The 14,181-nt window shown below is 72.3% G+C and carries 10 protein-coding genes; 8 read left to right on the forward strand and 2 right to left on the reverse strand.

What is annotated here, in order from left to right; translation table 11 throughout:
- Nucleotides 1-2: 2 nt before the first annotated feature.
- A complete protein-coding gene (locus ACRB68_RS30270; RefSeq protein ID WP_328594965.1) occupies nucleotides 3-1,691 on the reverse strand; it encodes an AMP-binding protein in 1,689 nt (562 codons plus the stop codon).
- A gap of 258 nt (nucleotides 1,692-1,949) precedes the next feature.
- Here ACRB68_RS30270 and ACRB68_RS30275 point away from each other — a divergent pair, with 258 nt between their 5' ends.
- From ACRB68_RS30275 to ACRB68_RS30290, 4 genes are all read left to right on the forward strand, one after another.
- A complete protein-coding gene (locus ACRB68_RS30275) occupies nucleotides 1,950-3,128 on the forward strand; it encodes a thiolase family protein (RefSeq protein ID WP_328595067.1) in 1,179 nt (392 codons plus the stop codon).
- Nucleotides 3,125-5,212 (forward strand): 3-hydroxyacyl-CoA dehydrogenase NAD-binding domain-containing protein, encoded by a 2,088-nt coding sequence (locus tag ACRB68_RS30280; RefSeq protein WP_328594966.1) that lies wholly within the window; start codon nucleotides 3,125-3,127, stop codon nucleotides 5,210-5,212. The genes ACRB68_RS30275 and ACRB68_RS30280 overlap by 4 nt, the downstream gene beginning before the upstream one ends.
- 186 nt (nucleotides 5,213-5,398) lie before the next feature.
- A complete protein-coding gene (locus ACRB68_RS30285) occupies nucleotides 5,399-6,880 on the forward strand; it encodes an amino acid permease (RefSeq protein WP_328594967.1) in 1,482 nt (493 codons plus the stop codon).
- Nucleotides 6,881-6,957: 77 nt separating this feature from the next.
- Complete coding sequence (locus ACRB68_RS30290) at nucleotides 6,958-8,283, forward strand: FAD-dependent oxidoreductase (RefSeq protein WP_153538527.1); 1,326 nt, start codon at nucleotides 6,958-6,960, stop codon at nucleotides 8,281-8,283.
- A 49-nt stretch (nucleotides 8,284-8,332) separates the two neighbouring features.
- Here the strand turns inward: ACRB68_RS30290 and dxs are convergent, their stop codons facing one another.
- Entirely contained in the window at nucleotides 8,333-10,243 is a 1,911-nt protein-coding gene (gene dxs, locus ACRB68_RS30295) for a 1-deoxy-D-xylulose-5-phosphate synthase (protein WP_328594968.1), read from the reverse strand.
- A 153-nt stretch (nucleotides 10,244-10,396) separates the two neighbouring features.
- Here dxs and idi point away from each other — a divergent pair, with 153 nt between their 5' ends.
- The 4 genes from idi to ACRB68_RS30315 all read left to right on the forward strand — a co-directional run bounded on the left by idi (nucleotide 10,397) and on the right by ACRB68_RS30315 (nucleotide 14,084).
- The gene (gene idi, locus ACRB68_RS30300) at nucleotides 10,397-10,972 is read left to right on the forward strand and encodes an isopentenyl-diphosphate Delta-isomerase (protein ID WP_153538530.1); all 576 of its coding nucleotides are present in this window, start codon (nucleotides 10,397-10,399) and stop codon (nucleotides 10,970-10,972) included.
- A 114-nt stretch (nucleotides 10,973-11,086) separates the two neighbouring features.
- Complete coding sequence (locus tag ACRB68_RS30305; protein ID WP_153538532.1) at nucleotides 11,087-12,373, forward strand: ABC transporter substrate-binding protein; 1,287 nt, start codon at nucleotides 11,087-11,089, stop codon at nucleotides 12,371-12,373.
- Entirely contained in the window at nucleotides 12,370-13,275 is a 906-nt protein-coding gene (locus ACRB68_RS30310; protein ID WP_328594969.1) for a carbohydrate ABC transporter permease, read from the forward strand. The genes ACRB68_RS30305 and ACRB68_RS30310 overlap by 4 nt, the downstream gene beginning before the upstream one ends.
- Complete coding sequence (locus ACRB68_RS30315) at nucleotides 13,272-14,084, forward strand: carbohydrate ABC transporter permease (RefSeq protein WP_153538534.1); 813 nt, start codon at nucleotides 13,272-13,274, stop codon at nucleotides 14,082-14,084. The genes ACRB68_RS30310 and ACRB68_RS30315 overlap by 4 nt, the downstream gene beginning before the upstream one ends.
- The last annotated feature ends 97 nt before the right edge of the window (nucleotides 14,085-14,181 follow it).

Below are 14,181 nucleotides of genomic sequence, written 5' to 3' on the forward strand. Positions count from 1 at the left end.
CGTCAGGGCGCGGGCTGCGGCCAGGCGACGCGGCCTTCGGGCTCGGCCTGGCGCGGCCCGGCGGCGAGCCAGCGGTGCACGATCTTGCCGGTGGCGTTGCGCGGCAGCTCGGCCAGGAAGTGCACGTCGCGCGGGACGGCGTAGCGGGCGACCTGGGCGTGCACGTGGGCGCGCAGCGCGTCCGGGTCGGGCTCGGCGCCGGGCGCCGGCACCACGTAGGCGGCGAGGCGCTGCCCCCACACCGGGTCGGGCACGCCGACGACGGCGACCTCGCGCACCTCGGGCAGCCGCAGCAGCGCGTCCTCGACCTCGCGCGGGAGGACGTTCTCGCCGCCCGACACCACCATGCCGTCGGTGCGGCCGTCCACGAACAGCAGGCCGCGGTGGTCGATGTGGCCGAGGTCGCCGGTGGCCAGCAGCCCGCCGCGGACCTCGACCGGCTCGCCGCCGGTGTAGCCCTCGAAGACCAGCTCGTTGGCGGCGTGGATGTGCCCGATGGTGGCGCGGCCGACGGGGCGGCCCTCCTCGTCCAGGACGGCGAGCGCGGTGTTGCGCGGCGGCCGGCCCGCGGTGCGCGGGTCGGCGCGCAGGTCGCGCGGGGTGGCGATGGACACCCAGGACGCCTCGGTGGACCCGTAGACGTTGTAGAGGCGGTCGCCGAAGGCGTCCATGAAGCGGGTGGCCAGGTCGCCGGGCAGCGCGGCGCCGCTCAGCGCGACGATGCGCAGGCCCGAGGTGTCGTGGGCGGCGCGCACCCGCGGCGGCAGGTCCAGGACGCGCTGGAGCATGACCGGGACGGCGAACACCACCGCGTCGCGGTGCGCGGCGATCGCGGCGAGGGTGGCGACGGGGTCGAAGCGGCGGTGGAGCACCACCGGGGCGCGCAGCGCCCAGGCCATCTGCAGCGCGGCGTAGCCCCAGGTGTGGAACAGCGGCGCCTCGATGATCATCGTCTGGCGGGCGCGCAGCGGGATCCGCGAGGTCATCGAGGCGAGCGGCCACAGGCCCGGGCGGGGCGGGCGGCGGGCGCCCTTGGGCCGGCCGGTGGTGCCGGACGACAGCATGATCGTGCGGCCCTGCACCTGCGGCGGGGAGATCGTCCCGGCGGGGGTGGCCTGCACGATCTGGTCCAGGGTCGGGCCGAGCCCGGGGCCCGGCGGCCGGTCGGCCCACACGATGGTGCGGCGCAGCGCGATCGGCGCGGCGGCGAGCAGCGGCGCGAACTCGGCGTCGGCGACCAGCAGGTCCATGCGCAGCTCGCCGAGGACGGCGCGCACCTGCCCGGCGCCGAAGCCGGTGTTCAGCAGCACCACCTCCACGCCGCGCTTGCTGCACGCCAGCAGGGTCTCCACCAGGCCGCGGTGGTTGCGGCAGAGCACGCCGACGCGGGGGCGCGGGCCGTCCAGCGGCAGCCCGGCGGCCAGGCGGGTGGAGCGGGTGTCCAGCTCGGCGAAGGTGAGGGTGCCCGCGTCGTCGATGAGGGCGGGCCGGTTCGGGCCGCGCGCGGCGCCGGCGGCGATCAGCCCGGCGAGCGTGGTGCCCCAGCGGCGGTAGGCGCCGATGTGGGCGGGGATGCGCTGCGGGGGGCCGGACAGGATGAGGCCGGTGCGGAGCAGCAGCGCGGTGAGATCGCGCACGTGCCCGGCGCGCCGGCGCGGCCCGGGGCGGTAAGCGGGTCTGGCGTGCACCACCGCGCCTCCTCCGGTGATTTACCCGCACGCTACCCACGGGGCGATAGGTGGACAAGGGGCACCGGCGCCCTTGACAGCCGGTCAGTGGCCGCCGCACAGCTCGTCAGTGGTTACTGACGAGTAGTATTTCGCGTTACCGGCGAGTAGCATCGTGCTCGTGGGTACTCGTGCCGCCCCGCCGCGGGCGGCATGGGGCTCAACCCTCACCGACCATTCCTCAAGGGAGGACGATCCGTGCCTCGCACCGCACGTGACGTCGTGTTCGTCGACGGCGTACGCACGCCGTTCGGCAAGGCGGGCCCGAAGGGCCTGTACGCCGAGACCCGCGCCGATGACCTGGTCGTCCGCGCCATCCGCGAGCTGATGCGCCGCAACCCCTCCCTCCCGCCCGAGCGGGTGGACGAGGTCGCCATCGCCGCCACCACCCAGACCGGCGACCAGGGCCTGACGATCGGCCGCAGCGCCGCCGTGCTCGCCGGGCTGCCCAAGTCGGTGCCCGGCTACGCGATCGACCGCATGTGCGCGGGCGCGCTGACCGCCGTCACCACCTCCGGCGCGGGCATCTCCTTCGGCTCCTACGACGTCGTCATCGCCGGCGGCGTGGAGCACATGGGCCGCCACCCGATGGGCGAGGGCGTGGACCCCAACCCCCGCTTCCTGGCCGACAAGCTGGTCGACCCGTCCGCGCTGGTCATGGGCACCACCGCGGAGAACCTGCACGACCGCTTCCCGCAGATCACCAAGGAGCGCGCCGACGCCTACGCGGTGCGCAGCCAGCAGAAGGTCGCCGCCGCCTACGCGGCCGGCAGGATCCAGCCGGACCTGGTGCCGACCGCGATCCGCTCCGCCGAGAAGGGCTGGGGCCTGGCGACCGAGGACGAGCCGCCGCGCCCGCAGACCACCATGGAGTCGCTGGCCTCGCTGAAGACCCCGTTCCGGGTCGCCGGCAACGTCACCGCCGGCAACGCCGCGGGCCTGAACGACGGCGCCACCGCGTGCCTGCTGGCCGCCGAGGACGTCGCCGCCGAGCTCGGCCTCACGCCCAAGATGCGCCTGGTCGACTTCTCCTTCGCGGGCGTCGAGCCCGAGGTCATGGGCATCGGCCCGGTGCCGGCCACCGAGAGGCTGCTCGCCCGCAACTCCCTCACCATGGACGACATCGGCCTCATCGAGATCAACGAGGCGTTCGCGGTGCAGGTGCTGGCGTTCCTGGAGCACTTCAAGATCGCCGACGACGACGCGCGGGTGAACCCCTGGGGCGGCGCCATCGCCCTCGGCCACCCCCTCGCCTCCTCCGGCGTCCGGCTGATGAACCAGCTCGCGCGGCTGTTCGAGGAGCGCACCGACGTCCGCTACGGCCTCACCACCATGTGCGTCGGCATGGGCATGGGCGGGACCGTCCTCTGGGAGAACGTGAACTGGGAGGGCGCCAAGTGAGCACCGACATCAAGGCCATCTTCGCCGACGAGGTCGTGACCCACGCCCGCGTCCGCGACGTTCAGCTGCCCTACGGCGCGGGCACGCTCGCGCTGATCACGCTGGACAACGGCTTCGACCACACCAAGCCGAACACCTTCGGCCCGAACGGCCTGGCCGAGCTGAACGAGGCCGTCGACGCCGTCGCCGCGCGCGACGACATCGTGGCCGTCGGCGTCACCGGCAAGCCGTTCATCTTCGCGGTCGGCGCCGACCTCAAGGGCGTGCCGCTGATCGAGAGGCGCGAGGACGCGCTCGCCATCGGCAAGCTCGGCCACGACGTGTTCCGCCGCCTCGGCGAGCTGAGCGTCCCCTCCTTCGCCTACTATAACGGCGCGGCGATGGGCGGCGGCGTCGAGATCGGCCTGCACTGCACCTACCGGACGGTCTCCAAGAACGTCCCGGCGATCGCGCTGCCCGAGGCGTTCCTCGGCCTGGTCCCCGGCTGGGGCGGCACCTACCTGCTGCCGAACCTGATCGGCGCCGAGAAGGCCCTCAAGGTCATCATCGACAACCCGCTCGCGCAGAACCGCATGCTGAAGGGCGCGCAGGCCTACGAGCTGGGCATCGCCGACGCGATCTTCGACGGCGCCGACTTCCTGGAGGAGTCGCTCGCCTGGACCGCCCGCGTGGTCAAGGGCGAGATCAGCGTGCAGCGCCCCGAGGTCGACAAGGGCAAGGGCTGGGACGACGCGGTCAACCTGGCCCGCTGGACCGTGGAGGGCAAGCTGCACGGCGCCGCCCCGTCCTACACCCGCGCCCTGGAGCTCGTCGCCGCCGCCAAGGACCGCAGCCGCGACGAGGGCTTCGCCGCCGAAGACGAGGCGCTGGCCGACCTCATCCTGAGCGACGAGCTGCGGGCCGGCCTGTACGCCTTCGACCTCACCCAGAAGCGCGCGAAGCGCCCGGCGGGCGCGCCCGACAAGGCCCTGGCCCGCAAGGTCGCCAAGGTCGGCGTCGTCGGCGCGGGCCTGATGGCCTCGCAGCTGGCGCTGCTGTTCGCGCGCCGCCTGGAGGTGCCGGTCGTCCTCACCGACCTGGACCAGGCCCGCCTGGACAAGGGCGTCGGCTACGCGCACGGCGAGATCGACAAGCTGCTGGCCAAGGGCCGGGTCTCCGGCGACAAGGCCAACCGGCTGAAGTCCCTCATCTCCGGCTCGCTGACCAAGGACGCGTTCGCCGACGCCGACCTGGTCATCGAGGCGGTCTTCGAGGAGATGAACGTCAAGCAGAAGGTGTTCGCCGAGGTCGAGGAGCACGTCTCCGCCGACTGCATCCTGGCGACCAACACCTCCTCGCTGTCGGTCACCGAGATGGCCTCGAAGCTGAAGCACCCCGAGCGGGTCGTCGGCTTCCACTTCTTCAACCCGGTCGCGGTGCTGCCGCTGCTGGAGATCGTGCGCGGCGACCGGACCGACGACGCCGCCCTGGCGACGGCGTTCGCGGTCGGCAAGCAGCTGAAGAAGTCGTGCGTGCTGGTCAAGGACGCCCCGGCGTTCGTGGTCAACCGCATCCTGCTGCGCCTCATGGCCGAGATCATCCAGACGGTGGACGAGGGCACCCCGATCGAGGTGGCCGAGCGCGCCGCCGCGCCGCTCGGGCTGCCGATGCCGCCGTTCGTGCTGATGGGCCTGGTCGGCCCGGCGATCGCGCTGCACGTCAACGAGACGCTGCACGGCGCCTTCCCCGAGCGCTTCCCGCTCTCGGAGAAGTTCGCCAAGTTCGTCGCGGCGGGCAAGTCCGGCGTGTACCTGCCGGACTTCACCATCGACCCCGAGGCCGCGGAGATCTTCGGCGGCGGCACCAGCCCCTCCACCGAGGAGCAGGTGCTGGAGCGGGCGCTGAACGCGCTGGCGCAGGAGATCGGCCTCATGCTGGACGAGGGCGTCGTCGCCGCCGCGCAGGACATCGACCTGTGCATGATCATGGGTGCGGGCTGGCCGTTCCACCTGGGCGGCATCACGCCGTACCTGGACCGCGCCGGGGTCAGCGAGAAGGTCGCCGGGCGCCGGTTCCTCGAGCCGGGCGTGGCGTCGGTCAAGTAGAAGCGTCCGCGCGGGGACCCGGCAGCCGACCCTCCGGGCCCGCGCGGCACCACGTGAGAGAGGCGTCCCGCCCGCGGGACGCCTCTTTTCGTGCATATCCAGACCTATCCCTCACTCTCGGGTTTCGGCCGTGTCGCTGCGGTGATCAATCCTGCATCCCTGCGGCCTGCGACGAAGGAGCCCGAGGTGAACCTGCTCCGCACCAAATCGGTCGAACAGTCGATCCGTGACACCGAGGAGCCCGCGCACCGGCTCCGGCGGGACCTGTCGGCGCTCGACCTCACCGTCTTCGGCGTCGGTGTCATCATCGGCACCGGCATCTTCGTGCTCACCGGCCAGGTCGCCAAGGACAAGGCGGGGCCCGCGGTCGCGCTGTCGTTCGTGCTCGCCGCCGTCGTGTGCGGCCTGGCGGCCCTCTGCTACGCGGAGTTCTCCTCCACCGTCCCGGTCGCGGGCTCGGCCTACACCTTCTCCTACGCCACGCTCGGCGAGTTCCCCGCCTGGATCATCGGCTGGGACCTCATCCTGGAGCTGGCGCTCGGCGCCGCCGTCGTCGCGGTCGGCTGGTCGGGCTACGCCGCCTCGCTGCTGGACAGCGCGGGCCTCACGCTGCCGGACGCGGTGGCCAACCCGCCGGGCGAGAGCGGCGGCGTGGTCAACGTCCCGGCGATCCTGCTCGTCCTCGCGGTGACCGCGCTGCTGGTCGCCGGCATCAAGATCTCCTCGCGGGTCAACGCGGTGGTGGTGACCATCAAGGTCGCGATCGTGCTGCTGGTGATCTTCGCGGGCCTGTTCTTCGTCAAGAGCGCCAACTACACCCCGTTCATCCCGGCGGCCAAGGCCAACCCCTCGGTCGAGGGCGGCGCCGCGCCCCTCATGCAGGTGCTGTTCGGCATCAACCCGGTCAGCTACGGCTGGCTCGGCATCTTCGCCGCCGTCGCCGTCGTCTTCTTCGCCTACATCGGGTTCGACATCGTCGCCACCGCCGCCGAGGAGGCCCGCCGCCCCCAGCGCGACCTGCCCATCGGCCTGATCGGCTCCCTGGTCATCACCGCGATCCTGTACGCGGCGGTGTCGCTGGTGGTCGTCGGCATGCAGAACTACAAGGACCTCAGCACCAAGGCGCCGCTCGCCGACGCCTTCAAGGCCGTCGGCCACCCCTGGCTCGCCACCGTCATCAGCATCGGCGCGGTCGCCGGCCTCACCACGGTCGTGCTGATCCTGCTGCTCGGGCAGAGCCGGGTGTTCTTCGCGATGAGCCGCGACGGCCTGCTGCCGGCCTGGCTGGCCGCCGTCCACCCGCGCTTCGGCACCCCCTACCGCAGCACCATTCTGATGGGCTGCATCGTCGCGGTCCTCGCCGGGTTCATCCCGCTCGCCAAGCTCGCCGAGCTGGTCAACATCGGCACCCTGTTCGCGTTCGTGGTCGTCTCGGTCGGCGTGCTGATCCTGCGCCGCACCCGGCCCGACCTGCCCCGCTCGTTCCGCACCCCGCTGGTCCCGGTCGTGCCGATCCTGTCGGTCCTGGCCTGCCTGTTCGTCATGCTGAACCTGCCGGTCGACACCTGGGTGCGGTTCCTGGTCTGGCTGGTGGTCGGCGCCGTCGTCTACTTCGCCTACGGCGCCCGCCACAGCCGCGTCGGCGCCGCCGCCAAGCCCGGCTCCTGACCGCGCCGCCCGGTGACCCGGGTCAGTGACCCGGGTCACTGTGTTCATTTGGTGAACGGGTGTGCACAATGGCGCGCATGGCTGCATCTCTGCGTGTCGCGGTGATCGGGTCGGGTCCGGCGGGGCTGTACTCCGCCGAGGCGCTGGTGAAGCAGTCCGGCGGGACGGCGCGGGTGGACGTCTTCGACCGGCTGCCCACCCCCTACGGGCTGGTGCGGTACGGCGTCGCGCCGGACCACAAGTCGATCAAGTCGATCGCGCGGTACCTGCAGAAGGTGCTGGAGGAGCCGGGCGTGCGGTTCTTCGGCGGGGTCGAGCTCGGCCGCGACATCACCCGCGGCGAGCTGCTGGACTGCTACGACGCCGTGATCTACTCGACCGGCGCCATGGTCGACCGGCACCTCGGCATCCCCGGCGAGGACCTGCCCGGCAGCGTCGCGGCCACCGACTTCGTCAACTGGTACTGCGGGCACCCCGACGCCGCCCACCACGTGTTCGACCTGTCGGCCGAGGAGGTCGCCGTCATCGGCGTCGGGAACGTCGCGGTGGACGTGGTGCGCATCCTGGCCAAGACGGTGGCGCAGCTGCGCGAGACCGACGTGCCCGAGCAGGTGCTGGAGGCGCTCGGCCGGAGCCGGGTGCGGCGCATCCACATGATCGGGCGGCGCGGCCCGGCGCAGGCCAAGTTCACCACCAAGGAGCTGCGCGAGCTCGGCGAGATCGACGGCGTGGGCGTGCACGTCCGCCCCGGGGACATGGAGCTGGACCCCGCCAGTGCCGCGCTCGCCGAGTCCGACCGGCACGTGCGCGGGAACGTCCAGGTGCTGAGCCGCTGGACCGGCGACCCCGGGGACGCGCGGCCCCGCCGCATCGACGTGCGGTTCTGGCGCGCGCCGGTGGAGATCCTCGGCACCACCCGCGTCGAGGGCCTGCGGCTGGAGGCGACCCGGCTGGACGAGACCGGCCGCGTCACCGGCACCGGCGAGTTCGAGACGCTGCCCGCCGGCCTGGTGCTGCGGTCGGTCGGCTACCAGAGCGTGCCGCTGGAGGGCCTGCCGTTCGACCAGCGGGCCTACGTCGTGCCGAACGAGGGCGGGCGGGTGCTGGGCCGGCCGCGCGAGTACGTCGCCGGCTGGATCAAGCGCGGCCCGACCGGCGTCGTCGGCACCAACAAGTCCGACGCCGCCGAGACCGTCCGCAACCTGCTGGCCGACGCGCCGGGCGGCGGCGCCGTCCGCACCGTCGAGGAGCTGCTGGAGTCGCGGGCGCTGCCCGTCGTCACCTACGCCGACTGGCTCAACCTCGACGCCGCCGAGGTCGCCCTCGCCCGGACGCTCGGCCGCGGCGAGCGGGTCAAGCTCGCGCACTGGGACGCCATGCGCGACGCCTGCCGGCCCCGCTAGCGGACCGCCCGGCCTTCCGGGCCTTCCCGGCGAACGGCGGCCGCCGCCGCTACCGGCCGGGGACCCGCGCCGGGGCGATGGAGCGGCGCGCGACCGCCTCGGTGACGTCGCGGGCCAGGTCCTGCGCGGTCAGCCCGATGTCGGTGAGGATCTGGCCGCGCGAGGCGTGGTCCAGGAACTCCTGCGGGATGCCGAAGGTGCGCAGCGGGACGTCCACCGCGTGGTCGCGCAGCAGCCGCGCGACGGCGTCGCCGACCGCGCCGGTGCGGCCGTTGTCCTCCACCACCGCGACCAGGCTCTGCCCGGCGGCCAGGTCGACCAGCGCCGGGTCCAGCGGCTTGATCCAGCGCGGGTCGACGACGGTGACGCCGATGCCCTGCGCGGCGATCAGCTCCGCGGCCTCCACCGCCGGGCCCGCCATCGAGCCGGCCGCGACCAGCAGCACCCGGGTGCCGTTGGCGCCCTCGTGCCGGGCCAGCACGTCCATGCCGCCCGCCTGCCCGACCGCCTCGATGTCGGCGGTGGCCGCGCCCTTGGGGTAGCGGATCGCGGTCGGCCCGTCGGTGACCGCGACGCACTCGCGCAGCAGCTCGCGCAGCCGGGCGCCGTCGCGCGGCACCGCGACGCGCATGCCGGGGATCAGGCTGAGGATCGACAGGTCCCACATGCCGTTGTGGCTGGCGCCGTCGTCGCCGGTCACACCGGAGCGGTCCAAAGCGAACGTGACCGGAAGCTTGTGCAGCGCCACGTCCATCAGCACCTGGTCGAAGGCGCGGTTGAGGAAGGTGGCGTACAGCGCGACGACCGGGTGCAGGCCGCCCAGCGCCAGGCCCGCCGCCGACGTCGCCGCGTGCTGCTCGGCGATGCCGACGTCGTAGGTGCGCTCGGGGTAGGCGTCGGCGAACGGGGCAAGGCCGACCGGGTAGAGCATGGCGGCGGTGATGGCGACCACGTCGGGGCGCTCGGCGCCGATCGCGACCATCTCCGAGCCGAACACCGACGTCCAGGACGGGCCGCCGGACTTCGGCAGCGCCTTGCCGGTGGCGGGGTCGAAGGCGCCGCCGCCGTGCATGCAGTCCTCGGTGTCGTTCTCGGCCGGCGCGTACCCCGACCCCTTGCGGGTGATCGCGTGCACGATCACCGGGCGGCCGAAGCCGCGGGCGCGGCGCAGCGCGTGCTCCACCGCCTCCTCGTCGTGCCCGTCGATCGGGCCGACGTACTTCATGCCGAGGTCCTCGAACATCGCCTGCGGCTGCAGGACGTCCTTCAGGCCCTTCTTCAGGCCGTGCAGCGCCTCGTAGGCGACCTGCCCGACCACCGGGGTCCGCGGCACCGTCTTCTTGATCAGGTCGAGCGCGTGCTCGTAGCCGCGGGTGACGCGCAGGTCGGCCAGGTGGCTGGCCAGCCCGCCGATCGTCGGCGAGTAGGAGCGGCCGTTGTCGTTCACCACGATGATGACGGGCCGGTCGGTGCCCGCGGCGATGTTGTTCAGCGCCTCCCAGCACATGCCGCCGGTGAGCGCGCCGTCGCCGACGACCGCGACCACCGCGCGGTCGTCCTCGCCGCGCAGCTGGAACGCCTTGGCCAGGCCGTCGGCGTAGGACAGCGCGGTGGAGGCGTGCGAGTTCTCGATGATGTCGTGCTCGGACTCGGCCTGGCTCGGGTAGCCCGACAGCCCGCCGCGGCGGCGCAGCTCGGCGAAGTCGTGCCGGCCGGTCAGCATCTTGTGCACGTACGCCTGGTGACCGGTGTCGAAGAGGATCTTGTCGCGCGGCGAGTCGAAGACCCGGTGCAGCGCGATGGTCAGCTCGACCACGCCCAGGTTGGGCCCCAGATGGCCGCCGGTCTTGGCGACCGCCTCGACCAGGGTCTCGCGGATCTCCGCCGCGAGCCGAGGCAGTTGCGTGGCGTCCAGTCGCCTGAGGTCCTCCGGACCCTTGATCGACTCAAGCAGGGTCACGCGTGTCAACTCCTCCATCAGGGGCTCCGCTGCCCCTGGTCGTCGGGCCGTTCCGAGTTTACAGACCCTTGGGACGTACGGTGCGTGTCCTGGAGGTGCGCCTTCACCTGCGTTCACCCGTGACGATCAGTGACTCTGCGATAGAAAGAGGTCATGAGTGTCGAGGAGATCGTGCTGCTCAACGCGGCTGACGAGGCCATCGGGACGGTCGACAAGGTCACCGGCCACCATCGTGACACTCCTTACCATCTCGCCTTCTCCTGCTACGTGGTCGATCCCGCGGGACAGGTCCTCATCACCCGCCGGGCACTGTCCAAGCGGACCTTCCCCGGCGTCTGGACGGGCAGCTGCTGCGGCCACCCGGGGCCCGGCGAGGGCCTGCGCGAGGCGGTGGAGCGCCGGCTGCGCGACGAGCTCGGTGTGATCGTCGACACGATCACACCGGTGCTGCCGGGATTCCGCTACCGCGCGGTCGCCGCGGACGGCACCGTCGAGTACGAGCGGTGCCCGGTGGTGCGGGCGGTGGCGAGCCGCCCGGGGGTGCGCCGCAACCCCGCCGAGGTGGAGGACGCCGAGTGGTGGAGCTGGGAGCGGTGCCTGGAGCTGGTGGACCGGCCCGAGGCCTCGCCGTGGTTCCGGCTGCAGATGGCCGAGCTCGTCCCGCTCGGCGCGCCCCTGGAATGGCCCGACGCCGGCACCGAGCTGCTGCCGCCCGCGCTGCGCTGGTAGCCGCGCCGCCGGCGGGGGCCGGGTCACCGCAAGATCTCGATTTCACCCGGCCCCGTTGACCGCCCGCGTGTCCGAACGGACGCTGAAGCCCTCGGGCGACCGAAGGGACGGGCGATGCGAGGACGGTGGAAGGCGGCCGCGGCGGCGGCCCTCAGCGGAGTACTGGCCCTCTCGGGCTGCGGTGGCGGCGGCAAGGAGACCGGCGACGCCTCCAAGGTCGAGGTCTTCTCCTGGTGGACCGGGCCCGGCGAGGCCGACGGGCTCGCGGCGATGGTCGCCGACTTCAAGAAGAAGAACCCCGGCGTCGAGTTCGTCAACGCCGCCATCGCGGGCGGCTCGGGCACCCAGGCGCAGGCGGTGCTGGCGAGCCGGCTGCAGAACCGCAAGCCGCCGGACTCCTTCCAGGGCCACGCCGGCGCCGAGCTGCTCGACTACATCAAGGCCGGGCAGATCGAGCCGCTGGACTCCTTCTACGACGAGAACGGCCTGCGGTCCGCCTACCCGCAGCAGCTCCTGCAGCAGATCACCTACCAGGGGAAGATCTACTCGGTGCCGGTGAACATCCACCGCTCCAACATGCTCTGGTACAACCCCAAGATCTTGAAGGAGGCGGGGATCGCCGGGCCGCCCGCCTCGATCGCCGACTTCATCGCCGCGCTGAAGGCCGTCAAGGACAAGACCGGGAAGGTGCCGCTGTCGCTCGGCGCCCAGTGGACCGCCGACCACCTGCTGGAGAACGTGCTGCTCGGCGACCTCGGCACCGACGCCTACAACGCGCTGTGGCGGCCGGGCGCCGACTGGAACGGCCCGGCGGTCACCAAGGCGCTGCACGACTTCGCCACGATCGTCGGCTACACCACCGCCGAGGCCGCCTCCACCGACTGGCAGGGCGCCGCCAAGGCCGTGGTGGACGGCGAGGCCGCGTTCAACATCATGGGCGACTGGGCGTACGGCTACTTCACCGGCGGCGCGCCGAACGGCCTCGGCAAGAAGCTCGGCACCGACTTCAAGTACGCCCCCTCCCCCGGCACCGACGGCACCTACATGTGGCTGTCGGACAGCTTCACCCTGCCGAAGGGCGCGCCGCACCGCGGCGGGTCGCTGCTGTGGCTGAAGGAGGTGTCCAGCAAGGAGGGCCAGGACCTGTTCAACCCCAAGAAGGGGTCCGTCCCGGCCCGCAAGGACGCCGACAAGAGCCTGTACACCGGCTACCTGGAGTACGCGTTCAACGAGTGGAACAAGCCGGGCGTCAAGCTCGCCGGGTCGTTCTGGCACGGGGTGAGCGCGAGCAAGCGGCAGCACACCGACATCGACACCGCCGTCGGGCTCTTCCTGCAGAGCAGGGACGTCGGCAAACTCCAGGCGGGGCTGGCCGAGGCGGCCAAGAACAGCGGCCAGTGAGCCCGGCGCCGGCCCGGCGGCGGCTCCGGAAGTCGCTGCCGGGACTGCTGCTGGTGTCGCCGTCGATCCTGGCGGTCGGGCTGTTCGTGTACGGGCTGATCTTCTGGAACACCCGGGTCGCGGTGAGCGGTCGGCACGACGAGGTGTCGCCCTACGGGTTCGACAAGGGCCGCGACTTCGTCGACCTGTGGCACCAGCCGAGCTGGCCGGGCGCGGTGCGGCACGCGCTGCTGTTCACCGCGGTGTTCGTCGGCGGGGCGCTGCTGCTCGGCGCGTTCCTGGCGTTCCTGATGGACAAGGGCATCCGGGGCGAGGCCGGGTTCCGCGCGGTCTACCTGTTCCCGATGGCGATCTCGTTCATCGCGAGCGGGGTGGTGTGGCGCTGGCTGATGAACCCGGCGCCGCCCGAGCGGGCCGTCGGGCTGAACCAGCTGTTCCACAAGGCCGGGCTCGGCGCGCTGGCCAACGACTGGTGGCAGGACCCCGGCTGGGGCATGGCCGCGATGGCGCTGCCCGCGATCTGGCAGATGTCGGGCTATGTCATGGCGCTGTACCTGGCCGGGTTCCGCGGCGTCCCCGAGGAGCTGCGGGAGGCGGCGCGGGTGGACGGCGCCTCGGAGTGGCAGGTGTACCGGTACGTGGTGTTCCCGCGGCTGCGGCCGGTGACACTGTCCGCGCTGATCATCCTCGGGCACATCTCGCTGAAGGTGTTCGACCTGATCATGGCGATCGCGGGCAAGCAGATCATCACCTACGTGCCGGCCGTCGCGACCTACGTGGAGGTCTTCGACCGGCACGACCCGGCCAACGGCGCGACGATCGCGACCTACCTGCTGGTCGCGGTCGCGGTGCTGGTGGTCCCCTACCTGGTGTGGTCGGTGCGGACGGAGCGGGTCCGATGACGAGGGTGCTGCGCCCGGCGCTCCTGCTGCTGTTCGCCGTGCTGTTCCTGATCCCGGTGTACGTGCTGGTCGTGACGAGCCTGAAGCCGTTCGCCGAGGCCGGCCCGCAGCAGGCGTGGAGCCTGCCCGCGCACTGGAGCCTGGCCGGCTGGCGGTCGGCGTGGACGACGCTGCGCCCCGGCCTGGTCAACAGCGTCAAGATCGCGGTGACCGGCTCGCTGCTCTCGGCCGTGCTCGGCTCGCTGAACGGCTACGTCCTCGCCAAGTGGCGCTTCCCCGGCGCCGACGCGGTGTTCACGCTGTTCCTGTTCGGCATGTTCATCCCCTACCAGGCGGTGATGATCCCGCTCGCCGGGCTGCTCACCCACCTGGAGCTGGCCGGCACGATCCGCGGCCTGGTGCTCGCGCACGTCGTCTACGGCATCCCGATCTGCACGCTGATCTTCCGCAACTACTACGTGACGGTCCCGGACGAGCTGGTGGAGGCCGCCCGGGTGGACGGCGCCGGGATCCTGCGCACCTACGCCTGGATCGTGCTGCCCCTGTCGGGCCCGGCGTTCGCGGTGACGCTGATCTGGCAGTTCACCTCGCTGTGGAACGACTTCCTGTTCGCGGTGTTCCTCGGCGCGCCCGACAGCTGGCCGGTGACGGTGCTGCTGAACAACACCGCCGGGTCGGGCGCGGTCGCCGTCCAGTACGACCAGCAGATGGCGTCCGCGCTGCTGGCGTCGCTGCCGACGCTGCTGGTGTACCTGCTGCTCGGCCGGTTCTTCATGCGCGGCCTGATGGCGGGCGCCCTCAAGGGCTGACCGGATCAGGCCATTGCCTTCTCGCGCGATCGTCGGCATGATCACTACACTGCGCGATGAACGCAACACGCTCCCCAGCGGTCACAGGGACAACCCC

This window comes from Actinomadura macrotermitis, assembly GCF_009604375.1.
Lineage (GTDB): Bacteria > Actinomycetota > Actinomycetes > Streptosporangiales > Streptosporangiaceae > Spirillospora > Spirillospora macrotermitis.

Excerpts from the sequence above, each read along its gene's own strand:
- ACRB68_RS30315 (WP_153538534.1), top strand. The coding sequence starts at position 13,272 with ATGACGAGGGTGCTGCGCCCGGCGCTCCTGCTGCTGTTCGCCGTGCTG.
- ACRB68_RS30290 (WP_153538527.1), top strand. The coding sequence starts at position 6,958 with ATGGCTGCATCTCTGCGTGTCGCGGTGATCGGGTCGGGTCCGGCGGGG.
- ACRB68_RS30305 (WP_153538532.1), top strand. The coding sequence starts at position 11,087 with ATGCGAGGACGGTGGAAGGCGGCCGCGGCGGCGGCCCTCAGCGGAGTA.
- idi (WP_153538530.1), top strand. The coding sequence starts at position 10,397 with ATGAGTGTCGAGGAGATCGTGCTGCTCAACGCGGCTGACGAGGCCATC.